We start from the raw sequence: 21338 nt of genomic DNA on the forward strand, positions 1-21338 counted from the left end.
TCAGACGCCCACGGCCGAGAGTTCGGCGAACTCCTCGTCGCTGAGCTCGATGCTCGCGGCGGCGACGTTGTCCTCGAGGTGGGACACCGACGACGTTCCGGGAATCGGCAGCATCACCGGGGATCGACGCAACAGCCACGCGAGGGCGAGCTGCGACGCGGAGACGCCGTGCCGCTGGGCCAGCTCCGTCAGCGGGCTGCCCTCGCCGGTGAGCTTTCCGGTGGCGAGCGGGAACCACGGAATGAAGCCGATGTTCTGCTCGGCCGACCAGTCGAGGAGCTCCTCGGAGGAGCGGTCCGTGAGGTTGAAGAGGTTCTGGACGGACACGATCGGAGCGATCCTCTGTGCTTGTGTCACCTCCTCGACGGACACCTGGCTGAGGCCGATGTGCCGGATCTTGCCCTCGTCCTGCAGCGCCTTCAGTTCGCCGACCTGATCTTCGAGCGCGACGTCCGGGTCGATGCGGTGCAGCTGGAACAGGTCGATGCGGTCCACACCGAGACGGCGCAGCGACAACTCGGCTTGCTGGCGGAGGTATGGGGGACGACCGACCGGGGTCCAGTGCCCGGGGCCTTGCCGGGTGAGCCCGGCCTTGGTCGCGATCACGATGTCGTCGGCGTAGGGACGCAGCGCCTCGGCGAGCAGGTCCTCGGCCACCTCCGGGCCGTAGCTGTCTGCGGTGTCGAAGAAGGTCACGCCCAGCTCCACCGATCGCCGCAGCACGCGGATCGCCTCGTCGCGGTCACGCGGCGGCCCCCAGACGCCTTCTCCGGGCAGCTGCATGGTGCCGTAACCGAGCCGGGTGATCTCGAGGTCTCCACCGAGCAGGAAGGTGCCGCTCGCGTCGGCGGGGCGGGAAGTCGTCGATGTCGTCATGGCGAGTACGACGCCGTGGGGGTCGCAGGTATTCCTGCTCGTGATCGTCCCGCGCGCCACCACCGGTGGGCTCCGCACTACCACTGGGTAACATCGGGGCGATCCAGCGCGGCACGACGCCGCGACAGGCGAGAGTCAAGTGAGGGGCTGTGATGACGGAACGCGTCCAGGTCGGCGATCTGCAGGTGGCGGCAGTGCTGCACGAGTTCGTGGAGAAGCAGGCTCTGCCCGGCACGGGTGTGGATCAGGATGCGTTCTGGGCGGGTGTGCAGTCCCTCCTCGAGGATCTCGCGCCCCGTAACCGGGCGCTCCTCGAGGCCCGCGACGAGATCCAGGGCAAGCTCGACGCCTGGCACTCCGAGCACCCCGGAGCCGGCTACGACCGCGCGCAGTACAAGGCGTTCCTGAAGGAGATCGGGTACCTGCAGGACGAGCCTGCCGCGTTCGCGATCACGACCGAGGGCGTCGACACCGAGATCACCACGACGGCCGGCCCGCAGCTGGTCGTCCCCGTCCTCAACGCACGCTTCGCCATCAACGCCTCCAACGCCCGGTGGGGCTCGCTGTACGACGCGCTCTACGGCACCGACGCCATCTCCGAGGACGGCGGCGCGGAGAAGGGCACCAGCTACAACAAGGTGCGCGGCGACAAGGTCATCGCGTGGGCTCGCACGTTCCTCGACGACGCGGTGCCGCTGACGTCCGGCTCGCACGCGGACGCCACGTCGTACGTCGTCGACGGGTCCGCCCTGGCGGTCACCCTGTCCTCCGGCGACACCGTCGGTCTCGCGTCACCGGACTCGCTGCTCGGCTACACGGGTGAGCCGTCCGCACCGACCGGCATCCTGTTCGTCCACAACGGCTTGCACTTCGAACTGCAGATCGACGCCGAGAGTCCCATCGGCAGCACCGATGCCGCGGGCGTGAAGGACGTGCTGCTCGAGTCCGCGGTCACCGCGATCATGGACTTCGAGGACTCCGTCGCCGCCGTGGACGCCGACGACAAGGTGCTCGGCTACCACAACTGGCTCGGTCTGATGCGCGGCGATCTCGCCGAGGAGGTGTCGAAGAACGGGAAGACCTTCACCCGCACCATGAATCCGGATCGCGTCTACACCGCTCTGGACGGCTCCGAACTCGTGCTGCACGGCCGGTCGCTTCTGTTCGTCCGCAACGTCGGGCACCTGATGACCACCGATGCGATCCTCGACAAGGACGGCAACGAGATCCCCGAGGGCATTCTCGATGCCGTCATGACGTCCGTGACGGGTAAGCACAGCCTGCGAGACGACGTCGCGCTGAGCAACAGCCGCACCGGCTCGCTCTACATCGTGAAGCCCAAGATGCACGGTCCCGACGAGGTCGCCTTCACGAACGAGCTGTTCGCGCGGGTCGAGGACGTCGTGGGCCTCCCCCGCAACACCCTCAAGGTCGGCATCATGGACGAGGAGCGTCGCACGACGGTCAACCTCGCGGCCTGCATCCTCGCGGCGAAGGAACGCGTCGTGTTCATCAACACCGGCTTCCTCGACCGGACCGGCGACGAGATCCACACCTCCATGGAGGCCGGAGCCGTCGTGCGCAAGGCCGAGATGAAGAAGCAGAAGTGGATCGCCGCCTACGAGGACTGGAACGTCGACACCGGTCTCGCGGCGGGCCTCGAGGGCAAGGCGCAGATCGGCAAGGGAATGTGGGCGATGCCCGATCTCATGCACGACATGCTCGAGCAGAAGATCGGTCACCCGCGCGCGGGTGCGAACACCGCGTGGGTCCCGTCGCCCACCGCGGCCACGCTGCACGCCACCCATTACCACCAGGTCGACGTCTTCGCCCGCCAGGAGGAGATCGCGAAGGCTCGCCGCGCCACGGTCGACGACATCCTCGAGATCCCACTGGCCGCCGACACCTCCTGGAGCGACGAGGACAAGCAGCGTGAGCTCGACAACAACTGCCAGTCGATCCTGGGATACGTCGTCCGGTGGATCGACCACGGCGTCGGCTGCTCCAAGGTTCCGGACATCGAGGACGTCGCGCTCATGGAGGACCGTGCGACGCTGCGCATCTCGAGCCAGTTGCTGGCCAACTGGGTCCGTCACGGCATCGTGACCGAGCAGGACGTCGTCGCCTCGCTGACGCGCATGGCGCCGGTGGTCGATCGGCAGAACGCCGGCGACCCGACCTACCGACCGCTCGCCGAGAACTCGGATTCCAACATCGCCTTCAACGCCGCCAAGGACCTCATCCTCGAGGGAACCCGGCAGCCGAACGGGTACACGGAGCCGATCCTCCACGCGCGCCGTCGCGAGTACAAGGCAGCGAACCAGGCATCCTGACGGGGAGGCCGGGAGCAGCACGAGAGAGGACGGGTCCCGAGGGTGGGAGAGCATCGTCGCACCGCGTCCACGTCGGGTGTTCGTCGCGGTGTGAGCCGCGGACCCGTCGTGGTCGTCGTCGTTCTCGTGCTGCTCGTCGCGGCCGTCCTGGGCTGGTTCGCCCTGCGCGATCGCATCACCGACGAGGGTGAGCAGGCCGCGAAGGCCTGTGTGGAGGGTGACGCCGTGCTGGCCGTCACGGCCGATCCCGACATCGCCGACGCCGTGCGTACGGTCGCCGCGGCGTGGGACGCCACGGCGCCGGTGGTGCGCGATCACTGCGTCACCACGACGGTGACCGAGACGGCGTCGGACGTCGCGGCAGCGGCCCTCGCGGCCGATCCGTCCGACGCGGCGGCCGGTCCTCGTCCGTCGCTGTGGATCCCGGCGACTTCGGCGGACGCGGCGCCGCTGATCGACGCGCGGCGGGTCGACAGCACCCCCCGGTCTCTCGCCACCAGTCCCGTCGTCCTCGGCGTCGCGCCGACGCTCGCCGACACCCTGGGAGCGGCGGCCGTGGGGTGGGCCGACCTGCCTCGTCTCGCCGCCACCCCCGGGTCGCTCGACGCCATCGGCGCCGTGGGCTGGGGATCCCTGCGACCGGCACTGCCGGCGGGGTCGACCACCACCGCGGCTCTGGTGTCGGTGGCTGCGGCGGTCGTCGATCCCACCGCCTCCACCGCGTCGCTGACCGCCGATCAGGCTGCGTCCGCGCCCGTCGTGTCGGCGGTCTCCGCGCTCTCCCGCGCGGCGACGGACGCGTCTCCCACACCGCCCGCCGATGCTGCGGCCGCTCTCGATGCGATGGTGCAGGGCGGCGACCCCGCGGCCGCCCCGGTCCACGCCGTCCCGGTCACCGAACAGCAGTTGTACAACCGGATCACGGAGGGCCAGCAGCTGGCCGCCTTCCGCCCGGCCGGTTCGACGCCGAGTGCCGACCATCCTGCAGTGGTGCTCTCGGACGGTGATGCGACCGGACGCGCGGCTGCGGCCGCGTTCGCGGAGTTCGCCCGCGGAGCCGATCAGCAGCAGGCGTTCCTGCGACAGGGATTCCGCGTTCCCACCGCCGACGGAACCACCGAGGCGACACCTCCGTCGGTGGCGGGACTGACGTTCCCGGCGATCGGTCAGCCCGCCGCATCGCCCGAGCCGGCGGCGCGCACGGCGGTGCTCGACACCCTCGCGTCACCCACCCGCCCGTCGAGCACCACCGTCCTGCTCGACGTGTCGGGATCGATGGAGTCGATCGACGGGTCCGCCACGCGCCTGACCAACGTGACGTCCGCCCTGCGTCAGGTGATCGGCGCGGTTCCCGACACCAGCCGAATCGGCCTGTGGACGTACAGCCGGGCACTGGACGGATCACGGCCGTACCGGGTGGAGGTTCCGCTCACGGAGGCGAACTCCGAGTCCCGCGCCGCACTGGACAGCTCTCTCGCCGGTCTGTCTCCCGCCACCGCCACCTCGACCTACGCCTCCGCGCAGGCCGCCTACGAATCGGCGGTGCAGAACTGGTCGGGCGACGGGACCAACTCGGTTCTTCTCGTCACCGACGGCCCGAACGACGACACCTCGATCTCCGCCGCGTCCTTCCTCCAGTCGATCGCCGCCGCGTCGGACCCTGCGCGTCCGGTCCGCATCGACGTGGTGTCTCTGACCCAGAACTCGGACATCGCGACGCTGCGCAGCCTCGCGGGCCAGACCGGAGGCGACCTCGTCGAGGTGTCCTCCTCCGACCCCTCACTCACCGCCTCGCTCGACCGATTGTCCTCCGACCGGTGACGATCTCCACCGAATGCCGAAGGGCTTCCCCGTGATTCGCATGCTGACGTTCGCCGTGCTCCTGGCGATCGTGACGTTCGTCCTGCACCGCCGTCTGGTGGTGGCCACCGGACTCACCGGCGCCGCGCGCCTCGCCGCAGATGCCGTTCTCGTGGCGTTCTGGGCCGCCGCGGTGGTCGGGATCGGCAGCGGTGAGGTACTGGATCCCTCGTGGGCCCGCTACGTCGCGTACCCGGGTCTGACCTGGCTCGCCGCACTCCTGTACCTCTGCCTCGGTTCCCTGCTGATCGCCGTGGGCGCCCTGGTGGTGCGGATCGGAGCGCGTGTCGCCCACCGCGACGGGGTGTCCGCACGGCGCACCTTCGTGCGTCCCGCCACCGCCGTTCTCGTCCTCGGCACCGTGGTGGCCGTCGCGTACGGAGTCGTCGCGGCCGCCACCCCGAAGGTGACCCGGACGACAGTCGAACTCGCAGCACTGCCCGCGTCGTTCGACGGTGTGCGGGTGGGACTGGTGTCCGACCTGCACGTCGGCCCGGCGCGCGGCGAGGCGTTCGTGCAGGGGGTCGTCGACACCCTCATGGCGGAGAAGCCAGATCTCGTCATCATCGCCGGGGACCTCGTCGACGGAACCGTGGACCTCGTGGGCCCGGCACTGGCTCCGCTGAGCGAACTGTCGGCGCCCCTGGGTGTCGTGGTCACCAGCGGCAACCACGAGTTCTATGCGGGCGACGGCGGCGCGTGGCTCGACCTGTACGACTCGCTGGGACTGCGGGTCCTGCGCAACGAGACGGTCCCGCTCACCCGCGGCGTCGACACGATCGACCTGGTCGGCATCGAGGACCTCACGGCGCCGGAACCGTACGAGCCGGATCTGGCGGCAGCCCTCGAGGGCACCGACCCGGCCCGTTTCCAGCTGCTCTCGGCGCACCAGCCCAAGCAGGCGACGCAGGCGTCCGATCTCGGTGTGGACATGCAGGTCTCCGGCCACACTCACGGCGGACAGATCTGGCCGATCGTGTATCTCGTACCGCTGCAACAGCCCTCGGTCCAGGGCCTCGACACCATCGGCGACACCACGCTCTACACCACCCGCGGCGCCGGCGCCTGGGGTCCCCCGGTACGCATCGGCGCGCCGCCCGAGATCTCTCTGCTGGAGCTCCGGACGGCGCGCTGATCACATCGCGTCAGTGTCAGTAGGTCAGGCGAAGGCCTCGATCGGCGGGCAGGAGCACACGAGGTTGCGATCGCCGTGTGCGCCGTCGATCCGCCGCACCGACGGCCACACCTTGGCGCGCGAGGTGCCGGCCGGGTAGACGGCCTCCTCGCGCGAGTACGGGTGCGTCCAGTCCGTGACGAGGCAGTGCGCCGTGTGCGGCGCGCCCCGGAGCGGGTTGTCGTCCACGGTCCACTCCCCCGACGCCACTCGTTCGATCTCCGCGCGGATGGCGATCATGGCGTCGACGAAGGCGTCGATCTCGTCGAGATTCTCGCTCTCGGTCGGCTCGATCATGAGGGTGCCCGACACCGGGAAGCTCATCGTCGGTGCGTGGAAACCGTAGTCCGCCAACCGCTTCGCGACATCGTCGACCGTCACCCCGGTGCGCTTGGTGATGGGCCGCAGATCGAGGATGCACTCGTGCGCGACCATCGAGCGATCGCCGGTGTAGAGCACCGGGAAGTACTCGTCTAGTCGGCGGGCGATGTAGTTCGCCGACGCGATCGCGGTGAGGGTCGCGCGCCGTAGACCGGCGGCACCCATCATGCGGATGTAGGCCCACGTGATCGGCAGGATGGACGCCGAACCGTACGGTGCGGCCGAGATCGCACCGGTCTCACCGAGACCCTCCACGAACGGGTGTCCGGGCAGGAACTGCGCGAGGTGGGAGCGGACGCCGATCGGACCGACGCCGGGGCCGCCGCCGCCGTGCGGGATGCAGAACGTCTTGTGCAGGTTCAGGTGGCTGACGTCGCCGCCGAAGCGACCGGGGCGCGCCACGCCGACCAGAGCGTTGAGGTTCGCGCCGTCGACGTACACCTGGCCACCCGCGTCGTGCACCGCGGCGCAGATGTCGCCGATCTCGTGTTCGTAGACGCCGTGGGTCGAGGGGTAGGTGATCATGATGGCGGCCAGCGACTCGGCGTGCTCGGCCACCTTGGCGCGCAGGTCGTCGACGTCCACGTCACCGTTGGTACGGCACGCCACCACCACGACCTTCATCCCGGCCATCACGGCGGACGCCGCGTTGGTGCCGTGGGCGCTGGACGGGATGAGGCAGATGGTGCGTGCGTCGTCCCCGCGGCTGCGGTGATAGTTGCGGATCGCCAGCAGGCCTGCGTACTCGCCCTGGCTGCCCGCGTTCGGCTGGAGGGACACCGCGTCGTAGCCGGTGACCGCGACGAGCCACTCCTCGAGGTCGCTGATGATGCGCGCCATGCCGGGAGCATCGTCCGCGGGCGCGAAGGGGTGCAGGGCGTTGAAGCCCGGCCACGTGATGGGCTCCATCTCCGCGGTGGCGTTGAGCTTCATGGTGCACGAGCCCAACGGGATCATGCTGCGGTCGAGGGCGATGTCCTTGTCGGACAGCGCGCGGAGGTACCGGAGCATGGCGGTCTCGGTGCGGTACCGCGTGAACGCCGGGTGCGTCAGGAACTCCGACGTACGGGAGAGGGCGTCGGGAACGGCGATCGGCGCGGAGCCGGAGGCCGGCTCGACACCGAAGGCCTGCAGCACGGCCTCCACATGAGCGTCGATCGTGGCCTCGTCGCAGGAGATGCCGACGTGGTCGTCGTCGACGAAGCGGAGGTTGATCGCGGCGGTCGTCTTCGCGGCGGCGACCACCTCGGCCGCGCGGCCGGGTACGCGGGCGAGGACGGTGTCGAAGTAGTTCTCGTGCACCACGGTGACGCCACCGGCGCGCAGCGCGGCACCCAGCGAGGCCGCGTGGCCGGCGACGCGCCGCGCGATGGCGGTGAGCCCGTCGGCACCGTGGTAGCTCGCGTACATCGCGGCGACGACGGCGAGGAGCACCTGCGCGGTGCAGATGTTGGACGTCGCCTTCTCGCGGCGGATGTGCTGCTCACGTGTCTGCAGAGCCAGGCGGTAGGCGGGCGATCCGTCGGCGTCGACGGAGACGCCGACGAGGCGGCCCGGCAACTGACGAGCGTGGGAGGTGCGCACGGCCAGGTATCCCGCATGGGGTCCACCGAAGCCCATCGGGACGCCGAACCGCTGCGACGTGCCGAAGCACGCGTCGGCCCCCTGCTCGCCGGGCGAGGTGACGAGAGTGGCGGCGAGGAGGTCCGCGCCGACGGCCACGAGGGCGCCCCGATCGTGCGCCTCGGCGATCACCGACGTGAGGTCGACGATGCGGCCCGATGCTCCCGGCGTCTGCGACACGACACCGAAGAACTCGCCCTCGGGCAGGCCCGCCGCGAGGTCGGCGTCGACGAGCTCGATGCCGAGCGGCTCCGCGCGCGTCGCGATGACGGCGCGGGTCTGCGGGAACAGGTCGGTGTCGAGGACCAGGCGGGCCGACTTCGACTTGCCGGCACGGCGCAGCAGCGTCATGGCCTCCGCCGCGGCGGTGCCCTCGTCGAGCATCGAGGAGTTGGCGATGTCCATACCCGTCAGGTCGGACACCATGGTCTGGAAGTTGAGCAGTGCCTCGAGCCGGCCCTGGCTGATCTCGGGCTGGTACGGCGTGTACGCGGTGTACCAGGCCGGGTTCTCGAGGATGTTGCGCACCAGGACGGGCGGGGTGAGCGTGGCGCTGTAACCCTGGCCGATCATGGACGTCGCGACGGTGTTGCTCGCGGCCAGCGCGGCCAGTTCGGCGAGTGCCTCGTGCTCGGAGACCGGCGCGGGCAGAGCGTCCAGACCGTCCGCGATGCCGTCGACGGCCGCGTCGAGTATGTCGGCGGGAACCGCGGCGGCAGCGAGATCGTCCAGGCTCGCCACACCGATGACGTCGAGAAGTCGCGCGGTCTGCTCCGCGTCGGGCCCGATGTGGCGGTCGACGAAGGTACGGAGTCCGGAGGTCGAGCGGGGTTCGGCGGTCACGTGATCTCCCGTGGTGGTGGCGAGGTGCACGCCCCACACGCAGGGAGGGACGCCCCTCTCCCTCTGTCGTGATGCCCGAGACCACCGGGCGCCTGAGAGATTCGGCCGCCGCGTACGGCGCCTTTCCCCGTGGGCGGGTGGACGATTCCACCACTTTCCAGAGGCGTCGGAGCCCGCACGGTCCCGGGTGCCTGAGAGATTGACGGAGAGGTGCTGCTCCTTCGGCGCTCGTCGGGCTCGGTCCTGTGACGGACCGCGTCCCGGCGAAGCTCTCCCGTGCGGCGTCGACGCTTACTCAGTATATGGGAGTGCGCGCCGGCAGGTCAGCCGGTCTTGCGGCTCGCGCGATTCTTGCGGCGGGAGGCGAGCTCGTCCTCGGGCGTCGGCTGGCTCTCGCCGCCGTCGGCACGCTCGGCGGGGAAGTCGGCGATGGCGCCGGTCAGTTCACGCATGGCTCCGCTGACCGCGATCCCGAAGACGCCCTGTCCGCCCTGCAGCAGGTCGACGACCTCTTCGGCGGACGTGCACTCGTAGACGGTGGTGCCGTCCGAGAACAGCGTGATGCGGGCCAGATCCGCCACGCCACGACGACGGAGGTGGTCGACGGCGACGCGGATGTTCTGGAGCGAGATGCCGGTGTCGAGCAGTCGCTTGACGATCTTGAGGACCAGGATGTCCTTGAAGGAGTACAGCCGCTGGCTGCCGGATCCTGCCGCGCCGCGGATGGACGGCACCACGAGGCCGGTGCGGGCCCAGTAGTCCAGCTGCCGATAGGTGATGCCGGCGATCTGGCACGCACTGGGGACGCGGTAGCCGACCAACTCGTCCGGAACCGAATCGTCGGGGAAGAGACCGGGTTGCACCTCGTCCACGTCGTTCGATGCCAGCAGGCTCATCTGCTCCGGCTCCTGCGGCTGATCTGCCACGTGTTTCTCTCCCTCTCGGATGGTCCGCCTGGAGTCCTCGTCCGCGGACCTGTGCGGTACGCGGTGAGAACGACGATGACATCCGTGACGCTCGGCGAGGTCGAGAATACGCCCTCACCGCGGTGAGCGGCACGTCCTTCATCGACCCGAACGCTATGGACCGCGGAGCCGTGAGGCAACGCGCCACGCGGTGAGCCTCAACCTCAACTCAAGGGTGAGACTCGATCGTTATCTAACCGTCGGTCGCCTTGAAGTCGTCCGGCGAGATGGTGTCCAGGAATTCCTTGAACTTCTCCACCTCGTCCTCGCGCTCGTCGGGCATGACCAGACCGGCTTCGGCCAGAACGGGCTCCTCCGCGAAGATCGGCACGCCGGCTCGCAGGGCGATGGCGACCGAGTCCGACGGGCGTGCCGAGACACGCACGTCCTGGTCGAAGACCAGGTCGGCGTAGAAAGTGCCCTCCTGGAGATCGACGATGCGGACTTCCTTCAGGGATCGCCCGAGGGCCGTGACGATGTCACCGATGAGATCGTGGGTCAGCGGACGCGGCGGTTGCACGCCCTGCTGCTCCAGTGCGATCGCCGTGGCTTCCGTCTGGCCGATCCAGATCGGCAGGTACCGTTCGCCGTCCGACTCCCGCAACAGCAGAACAGGTTGATTCTGTGGCTGCTCCACCCGGATACCGATCACGCGCATCTCGCCCATCGCGCCGCCTCCCAGCTGCTGTGACTCGTCGCCCGCGCACTCGACGGGGCGGACGTGCTCTCCAGTGTATTGACCCTCGGCGCCGACGACCGGCCGTGCGAGCGGCCGACGCACGCCCTCGGGACTACTTGTCCAGTATCCCGTGCACCGCGGACTTGACCAACGACGTGTGCAGCGACAGCGACAACGCGGCCAGCTCTCGGACGAGCTCCTCGGCGCGGTCTCGCGCGCCCGCGTCACGGCCCAGGGCCACCGGCCCGGCGACCTGAGCCAGCAGGTTCGCCTCGCGGTCCGCGGCGAGCTTGAATGCGCGTAGATGCCGCACCTCGAGTCCGTACTGCGCCATCGCCCACGCGGTGCGCACGAGCACCACGGCTTCCTCGTCGTAGAAGCCGGCCGGACCCGCCGAGACGAGGCCGCTCTTCTGCAGTTCGAGCAGGAACGGCTCGTCCACGCCCGCACGCTCGAGCAGGTCGGCACGACTCATCCGGACGCGCCGCTCCCCGAGAAACTCGGTGGGCGAGACACTTCCGGGCGCCAGAGCCAGGACACGAGGCCCCTTGGGCGCCGCGGCGACACCGTCGGGACCCACGGAACGGATGCCGTTGTCCAGCGCGTCCAGCTGCTCCTTGATGACCTTCAGCGGAAGGTAGTGATCACGCTGCGCCGTGAGGACGTAGCGCAGGCGCTCGCAGTCCTCGACGGAGAATCTCCGGTAACCCGACGCCGTTCGTTCCGGGGAGATCAGTCCCTCGGCCTCGAGAAAACGGATCTTCGAAATGGTGACGTCGGGGAAGTCCGGGCGCAGTCGATCGAGTACGGACCCGATCGACATGCCGCCACCGGACTGCTGCCCGACTGCCGTCATCAGCTACCTGCGCCGGCAGACGTCTCGCCGAGCTGACCGCCTGCGGACTGGCCCTTCGGACCGGTCAGGAACACGAGGCGGAATTTGCCGATCTGCACCTCGTCGCCGTTCGCCAGAACGGCGGAGTCCACGGGCTCACGGTTGACGTAGGTGCCGTTGAGGCTGCCGACGTCGACGACCTGGAAGTCCTCGTCGTCCTGACGGAACTCCGCGTGGCGACGGCTCACGGTGACGTCGTCGAGGAAGATGTCGCTGTCCGGGTGGCGTCCCGCGGACGTCGTGGGCTGGTCCAGCAGGAAGCGCGAGCCCGCGTTGGGGCCCCGCTTGACGACGAGCAGGGCGGAACCGACGGGCAGACCCTCGACCCCGGAGACCGGTGCGTCGGAGGAGCCCTGGGGCGCCGCTGCGGAATCGATCTCGTTCAGGAAGTCCGCTCGGAAGACCGAGGTGGTCTCCGCGGGGGACTCTCCGTAGACGCCGTCGTTGCCGTTATCGCTCACGTTTCTCCTCCTCGATCTGATCGCCCCTCACCCACGAGGCGATTCAGCACATTCTCTTGTCACGCTTGTCTGACGGTTCCGCGGTTCCCCGACCGGGGTGCCGCCGAACCACGTGAGGACCTTACCGACCGTACCTTGCACACACCGTCGCCCGGGCGTGCTTGCCCGCCCGCCGGGCACGGCTGTTACGTGGTCGTGATCGACGCGTACCCCTCGGCGTCCATCATCGCCTCGAGGGCGTCGTCGAGATCGCTCTCGGAGTCGACGGACAGGTCCACGAGCCAGCCGGCGCCGTACGGATCGCTGTTCACCAGTTCGGGGTCGCCGTCCAGTTCACCGTTCACCGCAACCACTTTGGCCGACAGCGGGGCGTAGATGTCGGAGACGCTCTTGGTGGACTCCACCTCGCCGAGCGACTCACCGGCCGACACCGCATCGTCCTCGGTGGGCAGCTGAACGAAGACGACGTCGCCGAGCTGCGACTGTGCGTAGTCGGTGACGCCCACGCGCACGGTGGTGGGGCCGGTCCGCTGGACCCATTCGTGCTCGGCCGTGTACCGCAACTCGGTGGGGATATCGGTCTGGCTCACGTGAACCGGGTCCTTTCGCAGGCGTTGTCGCGGTGCGGACGAGGAGAACCGCACTCGCGCTGAGCGTATTGGCGAGCTTTCCGCCTCCGCAAGGCGGGCGCTCCCCGGCTCATCGTGCGGTGAGCGGGAGGCGTCGGACCGGACCGAGCGCCAGGCCGAGGTACAGCGCGCCCGTGTAGAGGTACAGCGCGGTCCCCCACACCAGCAGGGCCTGCGCGGGAACCGCGATCACGTCGGCGCCGACCCAGTCCACCCGCGCGGCGAGGAGGAACGGCAGGGCGCTCATCAGGACGAACGTCGCGGCCTTGCCGAGGTAGATCACCTCGGGTGGAGCGAGTCCCCGCCGCCGGTAGAGCAGCAGGGTGAGTGCGAGGATGCCGTCCCGCGCGATCAGGACCACGGCCACCCACCACGGGAGGATGCCCGCGAGGGCGAACCCCACCAGTGTGGTGACGACGTACAGGCGATCGACGAACGGATCCAGCAGAGCGCCCAGGGCCGACGACTGGTCGAGCAGCCGGGCGAGCTTGCCGTCCAACCAGTCCGTGGCCCCGCTGAGCAGGAGCAGCAGCAGCGCCCAGCCGTACGCCTGCTCCCCCAGCAACAACCACAGGAACACCGGCACCCCGAGCAGACGAACGACACTCAGAGCATTGGGCACCGTCAGGATGCGATCGCCGACGACACCGGCGACCACGTCGCGAGGGCTGTCGGACGCCGGATCGGTCATCCCCCGAGCTTTCCACACGGGCGCGCCGTCCGGACCCGACGAGCCGCTACCGCCAGGCGAAGACCGGCTGCTCGTAGTCGTGCACGCGGGTGTGCCGCCCACCGAGCACCACCTCGCGGAACTGGTGCACCACCGCGCCCGTGGGCGCGTGCACCAGGCTCGAGCGGAAAGGCCACTGCACCACCGGTCGCGGCGACTCGGCGATCGACACGAACCGGGCGTCGACGTCGAGCTCGTCCGCGGTGACGCGGTACAGGAACTCCACCTCGTCAGGATTGGGCACCGCGTCCCCGGTCCAGTCCGCGATCCACACCACGAACGGACGGATGACGTAGCCGGAGCGGGTCCGATAGTCGTCGAGCGTCCCGAGCACGGAGTCCGGGCCGACTCGGATGCCGACCTCCTCGTCGAGTTCGCGCAGGGCGGCATCGACCGGTGTCTCGCCGTCGTCGACACGCCCGCCGGGCAACGCGAACTGACCCGGATGCGCGCGCATCCGGGAGGGCCGCTTCGTCAGCAGCACGTGCCGATCGCCGGGCTCCCCGCCGACGGCCACCACGACCGATGCCCGCCGTTCGTCACCGCCCTCGATGAGCCGACTCTCGAAACCGTTCAGCGTCCGCACGATCTCTGCACGTTCGAGGCGCGTGTCCATCAGGCGACACTAGCCAGGCTCACCGGGCCGGTGCGCGCAGCGCACGGCCGGCGCCGCCGAGTACGGCAGGATGCGCGAGCGATCCGCCGGAAGGGCCAGCTCCACGACAGCGGACTCGTCGATCCGGTACGGCTGCGCGAGCACCACGCCGGCGAAGGCCTTGCGCAGCCGTGACATCTCGGCCCGGACCGTGATGGCACGGCCGTTGTCGCCGAACAGTTCCGTCGCGAGTTCTGCCGCGGTGCGCCCGTCCCTCCTTGCGGCGAGCAGGAAGAGGATCTCCGCGTGCCGAGGTGTCGGCTCGTGGGACCAGGTTCCGAAGGGACTCGACACCTCGACCACGGTGCGCGAGGGGTCGGACACGTCGATGCGGATGTTCGTCGGCGTCGACTCCCCGTCGACCACTCCGTCGCGTTGCGAGGACGCCGGTCGCACCATCCAGCCACCGGGCAGCGGCTCCAGATCGCACACGCCGAGCGTCGGTACCCACAGTCGGCCCGGCGCCACCTCATCGGGGAGCAGCACCCGATTGCGCACCGGGACCGACGCCACCGCCGCCACCCACCCGTGCCCGTCGACGGCCAGCGCGGGCGTCTCCGACCGAGCCAGCATCGGCGCCGCCACCGAGCGCAGGTTGTCGAGCGTGCGTCGATGCTGTTCACGCAGTTGAGCTTCGGCGAGTCGAGACACGGCATCGATCAGCGCCAGCGTGGTCGGGTGCACCGAACTCGCGGGTCCGCTGACGTCGACGAGGCCCAGCACCCGGCCGGTACGCGGATCCTTGATGGGACTGCTCGCGCAGGTCCACGCGTGGTGAGTGCGCACGAAGTGCTCGGCGGAGAAGATCTGCACCGCCGAGCGCGAGACCAGTGCCGTGCCGATGGCGTTGGTCCCCACACTGTCCTCGGCCCAGTCGGCCCCCTCGACGAAGCCGAGCCGATCGGCGCGGTCGAGCACCGAGGGTGCCCCGCTGCGCCACAGCACCCGCCCGAGCCGGTCCGCGACCACCAGTAGGTTGTCGGAGTCCTGCAGAACCGAACGCAGGCTCCCGGTCAACTCCGGCAGGATCTCCACGAGCCCCGAGTCCCGACGCATCTGCTCGAGTGCCGCGGCGTCGACAGCATCGGCGGGTCCGCGGTTCTCCGGATCGACACCCAGGTTCATCACGCGCTGCCACGAGTCACCGATGACGTCGCGGGGGCGAGCGGGCGCGCGGGCACCCGACATGGTCGCGTCGTACACGGCGGACAGCAGCTGCGCGTACCGACGTGGGTCCTCACCTGCCGCGACGGCGGGCTCGGGTTCGGAGGTTCGAGTCATCGACACCGATTGTGCTCCACATCACAGTGCGCGTCATGCCCGGGTCTGTCCCGATCGGTCATCGGTAGACGAGTCCGCCGTCGATGAGACCGGCCTGACCGGTCATGTACGCCGCGTCGGGCCCGGCGAGGTAGGACACGTATCCCGCGACGTCGTCGGGAGTCTCGGCTCGGCCCAACGCGATACCGCCCACGAACTTCTCGTAGGTCGCGCCCTCCTCCGCGCCGGTCAGTTCGGCGAACCGCTTGTCGATGGTGACCCACATGTCCGTGCCGACCACACCCGGGCAGTAGGCGTTCACGGTGATACCGGCGGAGGCGTACTCCTTGGCGGCGGCCTGCGTGAGACCGCGCACGGCGAACTTGGTGGCGCTGTACACACCGAGCATCTCGAACCCGTCGTGCCCTGCGATGGACGACGCGTTGATGATGCGGCCGGGCCGACCGAGTTCGATGAACGTCGCGGCGGCCGCCTGGATACCCCACAGCACACCTTCGACGTTGATCGACAGGATGCGGCCGACCTCCTCCGGCGTGGCCTCGGACAGCGGGCCGACGAGTGCGATCCCGGCATTGTTGACCATGATGTCGAGACCTCCCAGCTCGGCGGCGGCCCGGTTCACGGCGTCGAACACCTGGCGGCGATCGCTGACGTCGGCGACGATCGTCGTGGCTGCGCGACCGAGCTCCCGCACCTCGTCGGCGACCTGGCCGATGCCGTCGGGGTGCACGTCGACGAGCGCGATGTCCGCGCCGTCCCGCGCGAGTCGGAGGGCGATTCCCCTCCCGATTCCCTGTCCTGCGCCGGTGACGAGTGCGACCTGTCCGTCGATGCTCATGCGTGTCTCCTTCATGTGATGGTGGATGTCCGGGACGGAGGTCAGAGCGACGGATCGACGAGAACCTTCATCTTCGTGCCGGCATGCAGTGCCTCGAAGCCGTCGTCGATCACCGCGTCCATTCCGATGCGCGACACCCACCCGGTGGGGTCGTACACGCCGTCGGCCATCAGAGCGATGACGGCGTCGTAGTCGGCGGAGGTGTAGCAGAGCGACCCCTGGATGCGGGCCTCCTTCATCACCAGATCGAGAAGCGGTGTGGTGAGCGGCTTCTCGTAGATCGCCACGCTGACCATCGGCTTGCGGGACCCGACGCACGCCAGCGCGGTCGCCACCGCCGGCGCGACACCGGCCGCGTCGTACACGGCGTCGGCGCCGCGCCCGTCGGTCTCGTCGGCCACCACAGCGGGGACGTCGACGGACGTGGGGTCGAGAGTGCGTGCACCGAGCGCCTCGATCGCTGCCCGCCGGGTCGCGGACGGCTCCACCACGAGGATGTCGTCGAGCCCCTTGCCGCGCAGCGCGAACCAGAGTCCGATGCCGATCGGTCCCGCCCCGAACACCATCGCGGTGTCGCCTTCGCGCACCTCACCCAGAGTCGCCGCGTGGTAGGCCACCGACATCGGCTCCACCAGCGCACCCAGATCGAGGGACACGGAGTCCGGCAGCGCGTGCATCATGTCGGTCGGCACCACCGTGTACTCGGCCATACCGCCGTCGGACATCAGTCCGTGGAAGCCGATCGACTGGCACACGTTGTAGTTGCCGGCTCGACACGGACCACAGTGCCCGCAGCGGTACAGCGGTTCGATGGCGACACGGTCGCCGATCGACCATCCCGTCACTCCCGCGCCGAGCTCGGTGATGGTGCCGGAGAACTCGTGTCCGAGAATCAGCGGCATCTGCTGACCGGTCAGGGCGTGCGGCTCAGTGGGAATGAAGATCGGACCGGCGTAGTACTCGTGCAGGTCGGTACCGCAGATGCCGTTGGCACCGACGGCGATCCTCACCTGATCCGGTCCCGGGTCGGGCTCCGGGACATCGGCGATCTCGACCTTGCCGGGCCCGTGGTACACCGCTGCGCGCATCGTTCGACTCCTCACCGGCCGTCCCAGCGACGGCCGTGATCACCGTTCTATGTGACACGCGGCACAGCACGACAGGGTTGCAGTCGGTTGCACCTGCGACTGCAACCCGCTGCAACTCTTCCTCGGACCGCGTCCACGGCGTGTGCTGTGCATCACACGAGCACGACCACGGAACGACGAAGACGGAGTTGCCATGACCCAGACCCTCGAGCCACCCACGCAGAGCATCTCGCCGCAGCAGCGGGTCGACGCATGGTTGGCCGATTTCGAAGCGGGGCTCGCTGCGCGGGACATCGATCGAGTCGTCGCGATGTTCGCCGTCGACAGCTTCTGGCGCGACCTGGTGACGTTCACCTGGAACCTCAAGACGGTGGAGGGACGCGACGGTATCGCCGACATGCTGACGGCACGGCTCGCCGACGTCGCTCCGCAGGGTTTTCGCACGACCGAGACACCCGACGAGGCCGACGGCGTCACCTCCGCATGGATCGAGTTCGAGACCGCGACGGCACGCGGCAAGGGACATCTGCGGCTGCGCACCGACGCGGAGTCCGGTGAGTCGCTCGCCTGGACCTTGCTGACGACGATGCAGGAACTGAAGGGGTACGAGGAGCCGCGCGGGCACGCGCGACCGATGGGGGCCGTGCACGGCTCGAACAAGGAGACGAAGACCTGGGCCGAGCGACGCGAGGCGGAGGAGAAGGAACTGGGATACGGCGTCCAGCCCTACGCCCTCGTCGTCGGCGGCGGTCAGGGTGGCATCGCTCTGGGCGCTCGCCTGCGTCAGATGGGCGTCCCGGCCATCGTCGTCGATCGCGGCGAGCGCCCCGGTGATCAGTGGCGAGGACGCTACAAGTCGCTGTGCCTCCACGATCCGGTCTGGTACGACCACCTCCCCTACCTGCCGTTCCCGGACAACTGGCCGGTGTTCGCCCCGAAGGACAAGATCGGCGACTGGCTGGAGATGTACACGAAGGTCATGGAGGTGCCGTACTGGTCGAAGACGACGGCCCTGTCGGCGACCTTCGACGAGGCGGCCGGGGAATGGACCGTGGTGGTCGATCGCGACGGCGAGGAGGTGACGCTGCGACCGAAGCAGCTGGTGATGGCGACGGGCATGTCCGGCAAGGCCTCCATCCCCGACTTCCCGGGAATGGACGTCTTCGGAGGCGAGCAGCATCACTCGAGTCAGCATCCCGGTCCGGACGCCTACGTCGGCAAGAAGGTCGTGGTGGTGGGCTCGAACAACTCGGCGCACGACATCTGCAAGGCGCTGTTCGAGACGGGCGCCGACGTCACGATGCTCCAGCGATCGTCCACTCACATCGTCAAGTCCGACTCGTTGTGCGAGATCGCGCTGGGCGACCTGTACTCCGAGCGCGCCGTCGAATCCGGAATGACCACGCAGAAAGCGGATCTCACCTTCGCCTCACTGCCGTACCGCATCATGCACGAGTTCCAGATCCCGGTGTACCAGCAGATCGCCGAGAAGGACAGGGACTTCTACGACCGCCTCGAGAAGGCCGGCTTCCAGCACGACTTCGGAGACGACGGCTCCGGACTCTTCATGAAGTACCTGCGGCGCGGCTCCGGCTACTACATCGATGTCGGCGCCTCGGAGCTGGTGGCGGACGGCAGCATCCACCTCGTCGGCGGCCAGGTCGACCACCTGACGGAGAACGCGGTGGTGCTGTCCGACGGGACGGAACTCGAGGCCGATCTCGTCGTGTACGCGACGGGCTACGGATCGATGAACGGCTGGGTGGCCGACCTGGTGGACCAGGAGACGGCCGACAAGGTGGGCAAGTGCTGGGGTCTCGGTTCCGACACCACCAAGGACCCCGGCCCGTGGGAGGGCGAGCAGCGCAACATGTGGAAGCCGACGCAGCAGGACAACCTGTGGTTCCACGGCGGCAACCTGCACCAGTCGCGGCACTACTCGCTCTACCTCGGCCTACAGCTGAAGGCTCGGTACGAAGGCCTGGACACCCCCGTGTACGGGCTGCAGGAGGTCCATCACCTGCGCTGACAGACGTGTGCGCCGTGTGCGTGTCCCTCGACACGCACACGGCGGTCGTCGGAGCGAGAGAACGTCACTTCACGGTCGGTGTGAGGCCGGTCGTCACTGACCGAGCCAGAGCCGCTTCCGGCACACGGCGAGCATGGGCTCGACCAGCGCGCGGTCGGTGACCCGAACGCCGTTCTCCAGCAACACCTTCACACGACCGAAGAACTCGTGGGGCGTGAGTCCGAACTCCACCAGGATGTCCTCGGCGCGGCCGCCGCCGTAGACGTACCACCGCCGCAGGAAGGCGACCATCGCGAGGTCGGTCTCCGACGGATCCGTCGGATCGGTGGACAGGGGTGCTGCGCCGGGCGTCGTCGACCGGGAGGCTGCGGGGAAGGGTGTGCGTGTCACGACGCGAGTATTGCCCATCGATCCGACACTGCGGTGACGGATCGGTGAACATGCCGACGAGTCACAGCAATTTCTCAGCGGCTGTTCACTCCGGGACAGCGTGATCACCGGGCCGCGCGGGTATGTGATCCCCACCACGCCACCGCGGCGTCGTCCACCGTTCCGGTAGAGGAGGCAATAGATTCGACGGTGTTCGTCGTTCGTCGGCGGCACTACCGCCAGAGGGGCAGCACGATGAACGTTCGACACAGACGACCGGCCACGTGGTTCGCGACCGCCGCAGTGGGCGTCGCACTGGTCACCGCCCTCGCGGCCCCCGCGAGCGCCGCGCCCGCACCGGGCGACTTCTCCGGCGTCCCGGAGCGGACCTCCCTGTCGTACACCTCGCTCTCCACGGGCGTCCACGTCGGCACTGCCAACGAGAACGAGGCACGGCCGGGACTCTCCACGGTCAAGCTCTACCTCGCGGATCACGTTCTCCGACACGGTGATTTGTCCGCGGAGGACCGCGACCTCGCCGCTCGCATGATCCAGGTGAGCGACGACTGGGCCGCCTCGCTGCTCGACAGCAAATACCCCGGCGCCATCGACGCCGCGGCGCGCGAGTACGGACTGACCGCGACCTCGCGAGGCAGCTTCTGGGGCGACTCCTACACCAGCACGGCCGACACCGTGCGCTTCCTCGACACCAAGAAGCGCACCGATCCCGGCAGCCCCGTCCTCACGTGGATGACCACGGCGCTACCGGTCGCGGCCGACGGCACGGTCCAGGACTGGGGCACCGGTCGACTCGCCGCCGCCACCGGAACGAAGTGGGGCTGGGCGGACGACGGGTCCAGCGTCGTCGCCTCGGCCTCCATCGGCGACGACTTCACGGTCGCTGCCAACACCTACGGCGGCCCGGCGACCCAGAGCGACGACGTACTCACCGCGCTCGGGGCGTTCGATCTGGCGACCCCGACGATCGTGACCGCGCCGAGTGTTCCGTCGCTGCTGGACGCCATCCTCGGCATTCGCTGACGCAGGCTCAGCAGTCACCGGCCGCCGTCGTCGGCACCACCCGCACAATCGTCGATCTGAGTCGACCAGTGCCCTACGGGGCGAGATCTCGGCGCATGACCACCTCGTGACGACTGTCCGGCAGCGGGTGTCCCCGCGTCTCCGACGCGGTGAAGCCCATTCGTTCATAAGCTCGGCGCGCGGCGTCGTTGTCCGGCATCACCGAGAGTTCGAGTCTCAGAGCGCCCGACGCAACGGCCCACTCCGCGATCGCGGTGATCAGCGACCGCGCAACGCCCTGTCCCCGAGCGGCCGCGTCGACCCACATCGAGATGAGTTCGGCGCTGTCGGGGTCGTCGGCATTGGGGACGCCGCTCGCGAGACCCACCGGTACCGCGTCACTGAAGGCGATCACGTCGAGCGCTCCCGGGATCGACAGGCGGGTCCGCCATCGGTGCTCGGGCGCGTCCTGCCAGTCGGCGAAGGTAGAGCCGAAAACGTCGGGATCCGCCGCGAGCGCCGCCAGGCGGACCGATCGCCAGGACTTCCAGTCGTCGGCAGTCACGCTGTGTATCTCGATCGTCACACGGTGACGCTACCGACGATGCT

At 69.1% G+C, this 21338-nt stretch carries 19 protein-coding genes and 1 riboswitch; of the genes, 5 read left to right on the forward strand and 14 right to left on the reverse strand.

The features are described 5' to 3' along the window. Positions 1-876: an aldo/keto reductase gene (locus HQ306_RS11840; protein WP_222631282.1), complete on the reverse strand. Its 876-nt coding sequence runs from the start codon at positions 874-876 to the stop codon at positions 1-3. A 152-nt stretch (positions 877-1028) separates the two neighbouring features. Here HQ306_RS11840 and HQ306_RS11845 point away from each other — a divergent pair, with 152 nt between their 5' ends. The 3 genes from HQ306_RS11845 (at position 1029) to HQ306_RS11855 (ending at position 6204) form a co-directional block, all read left to right on the forward strand. Then, complete coding sequence (locus HQ306_RS11845; protein WP_222631292.1) at positions 1029-3209, forward strand: malate synthase G; 2181 nt, start codon at positions 1029-1031, stop codon at positions 3207-3209. Between the two features lie 90 nt (positions 3210-3299). After that, positions 3300-5030, forward strand: coding sequence for a VWA domain-containing protein (locus HQ306_RS11850; protein ID WP_222631294.1), 1731 nt, complete (start codon positions 3300-3302; stop codon positions 5028-5030). A gap of 31 nt (positions 5031-5061) precedes the next feature. Beyond that, complete coding sequence (locus tag HQ306_RS11855; RefSeq protein WP_222631296.1) at positions 5062-6204, forward strand: metallophosphoesterase; 1143 nt, start codon at positions 5062-5064, stop codon at positions 6202-6204. Positions 6205-6228: 24 nt separating this feature from the next. Here the strand turns inward: HQ306_RS11855 and gcvP are convergent, their stop codons facing one another. The 11 genes from gcvP to HQ306_RS11910 form a co-directional block, all read right to left on the reverse strand. Next, positions 6229-9090: an aminomethyl-transferring glycine dehydrogenase gene (gene gcvP / locus HQ306_RS11860; protein ID WP_222631298.1), complete on the reverse strand. Its 2862-nt coding sequence runs from the start codon at positions 9088-9090 to the stop codon at positions 6229-6231. A 168-nt stretch (positions 9091-9258) separates the two neighbouring features. Then, a riboswitch (glycine riboswitch) is annotated at positions 9259-9377 on the reverse strand. A 36-nt stretch (positions 9378-9413) separates the two neighbouring features. Beyond that, positions 9414-9986, reverse strand: coding sequence for a MerR family transcriptional regulator (locus tag HQ306_RS11865; protein ID WP_231476295.1), 573 nt, complete (start codon positions 9984-9986; stop codon positions 9414-9416). 262 nt (positions 9987-10248) lie between these two features. Further along, complete coding sequence (locus HQ306_RS11870) at positions 10249-10722, reverse strand: bifunctional nuclease family protein (RefSeq protein ID WP_027505439.1); 474 nt, start codon at positions 10720-10722, stop codon at positions 10249-10251. 124 nt (positions 10723-10846) lie between these two features. Then, positions 10847-11590: a MerR family transcriptional regulator gene (locus tag HQ306_RS11875; protein ID WP_027505440.1), complete on the reverse strand. Its 744-nt coding sequence runs from the start codon at positions 11588-11590 to the stop codon at positions 10847-10849. Then, entirely contained in the window at positions 11590-12090 is a 501-nt protein-coding gene (gene garA, locus HQ306_RS11880) for a glycogen accumulation regulator GarA (RefSeq protein ID WP_027505441.1), read from the reverse strand. The genes HQ306_RS11875 and garA overlap by 1 nt, the downstream gene beginning before the upstream one ends. A 185-nt stretch (positions 12091-12275) precedes the next feature. Beyond that, positions 12276-12680 carry a glycine cleavage system protein GcvH gene (gcvH, locus tag HQ306_RS11885; RefSeq protein WP_027505442.1) on the reverse strand — a complete coding sequence of 135 codons (405 nt, stop codon included), beginning with the start codon at positions 12678-12680 and terminating at the stop codon, positions 12276-12278. Positions 12681-12789: 109 nt separating this feature from the next. Continuing rightward, positions 12790-13410, reverse strand: coding sequence for a CDP-alcohol phosphatidyltransferase family protein (locus HQ306_RS11890; protein WP_056444439.1), 621 nt, complete (start codon positions 13408-13410; stop codon positions 12790-12792). A 46-nt stretch (positions 13411-13456) separates the two neighbouring features. Continuing rightward, entirely contained in the window at positions 13457-14065 is a 609-nt protein-coding gene (locus tag HQ306_RS11895; protein WP_222631300.1) for a CoA pyrophosphatase, read from the reverse strand. Between the two features lie 9 nt (positions 14066-14074). Beyond that, on the reverse strand, positions 14075-15385 hold the full coding sequence (locus tag HQ306_RS11900) for a GAF domain-containing protein (RefSeq protein ID WP_222631301.1): 1311 nt from the start codon (positions 15383-15385) through the stop codon (positions 14075-14077). 58 nt (positions 15386-15443) lie between these two features. Beyond that, a complete protein-coding gene (locus HQ306_RS11905) occupies positions 15444-16223 on the reverse strand; it encodes an acetoin reductase (RefSeq protein WP_222631303.1) in 780 nt (259 codons plus the stop codon). Positions 16224-16264: 41 nt separating this feature from the next. Continuing rightward, positions 16265-17311, reverse strand: a complete 1047-nt coding sequence (locus HQ306_RS11910; protein WP_222631305.1) for a 2,3-butanediol dehydrogenase — start codon at positions 17309-17311, stop codon at positions 16265-16267. A 193-nt stretch (positions 17312-17504) separates the two neighbouring features. Between HQ306_RS11910 and HQ306_RS11915 the strand changes: the two genes are divergently transcribed. Further along, positions 17505-19340 carry an NAD(P)/FAD-dependent oxidoreductase gene (locus tag HQ306_RS11915; RefSeq protein ID WP_222631307.1) on the forward strand — a complete coding sequence of 612 codons (1836 nt, stop codon included), beginning with the start codon at positions 17505-17507 and terminating at the stop codon, positions 19338-19340. 93 nt (positions 19341-19433) lie between these two features. Here the strand turns inward: HQ306_RS11915 and HQ306_RS11920 are convergent, their stop codons facing one another. Then, positions 19434-19730 (reverse strand): DUF3263 domain-containing protein, encoded by a 297-nt coding sequence (locus HQ306_RS11920; RefSeq protein WP_156380489.1) that lies wholly within the window; start codon positions 19728-19730, stop codon positions 19434-19436. A 234-nt stretch (positions 19731-19964) separates the two neighbouring features. Here HQ306_RS11920 and HQ306_RS11925 point away from each other — a divergent pair, with 234 nt between their 5' ends. Then, positions 19965-20750 (forward strand): hypothetical protein, encoded by a 786-nt coding sequence (locus tag HQ306_RS11925; RefSeq protein WP_222631309.1) that lies wholly within the window; start codon positions 19965-19967, stop codon positions 20748-20750. Between the two features lie 73 nt (positions 20751-20823). Here HQ306_RS11925 and HQ306_RS11930 read toward each other — a convergent pair whose 3' ends face one another. Next, positions 20824-21315, reverse strand: coding sequence for a GNAT family N-acetyltransferase (locus tag HQ306_RS11930; RefSeq protein WP_222631311.1), 492 nt, complete (start codon positions 21313-21315; stop codon positions 20824-20826). Between the last annotated feature and the right edge of the window lie 23 nt (positions 21316-21338).

It is taken from the genome of Rhodococcus sp. BP-160 (genome assembly GCF_019836205.1).
GTDB lineage: Bacteria > Actinomycetota > Actinomycetes > Mycobacteriales > Mycobacteriaceae > Rhodococcoides.

Bases quoted from the DNA above. Each gene is read 5' to 3' on its own strand.
- HQ306_RS11840 (WP_222631282.1), bottom strand. From the start codon at position 876: ATGACGACATCGACGACTTCCCGCCCCGCCGACGCGAGCGGCACCTTC.
- HQ306_RS11845 (WP_222631292.1), top strand. From the start codon at position 1,029: ATGACGGAACGCGTCCAGGTCGGCGATCTGCAGGTGGCGGCAGTGCTG.
- HQ306_RS11865 (WP_231476295.1), bottom strand. From the start codon at position 9,986: ATGAGCCTGCTGGCATCGAACGACGTGGACGAGGTGCAACCCGGTCTC.
- HQ306_RS11870 (WP_027505439.1), bottom strand. From the start codon at position 10,722: ATGGGCGAGATGCGCGTGATCGGTATCCGGGTGGAGCAGCCACAGAAT.
- HQ306_RS11875 (WP_027505440.1), bottom strand. From the start codon at position 11,590: ATGACGGCAGTCGGGCAGCAGTCCGGTGGCGGCATGTCGATCGGGTCC.
- HQ306_RS11890 (WP_056444439.1), bottom strand. From the start codon at position 13,410: ATGACCGATCCGGCGTCCGACAGCCCTCGCGACGTGGTCGCCGGTGTC.
- HQ306_RS11895 (WP_222631300.1), bottom strand. From the start codon at position 14,065: ATGGACACGCGCCTCGAACGTGCAGAGATCGTGCGGACGCTGAACGGT.
- HQ306_RS11900 (WP_222631301.1), bottom strand. From the start codon at position 15,385: ATGACTCGAACCTCCGAACCCGAGCCCGCCGTCGCGGCAGGTGAGGAC.
- HQ306_RS11905 (WP_222631303.1), bottom strand. From the start codon at position 16,223: ATGAGCATCGACGGACAGGTCGCACTCGTCACCGGCGCAGGACAGGGA.
- HQ306_RS11910 (WP_222631305.1), bottom strand. From the start codon at position 17,311: ATGCGCGCAGCGGTGTACCACGGGCCCGGCAAGGTCGAGATCGCCGAT.
- HQ306_RS11915 (WP_222631307.1), top strand. From the start codon at position 17,505: ATGACCCAGACCCTCGAGCCACCCACGCAGAGCATCTCGCCGCAGCAG.
- HQ306_RS11925 (WP_222631309.1), top strand. From the start codon at position 19,965: ATGAACGTTCGACACAGACGACCGGCCACGTGGTTCGCGACCGCCGCA.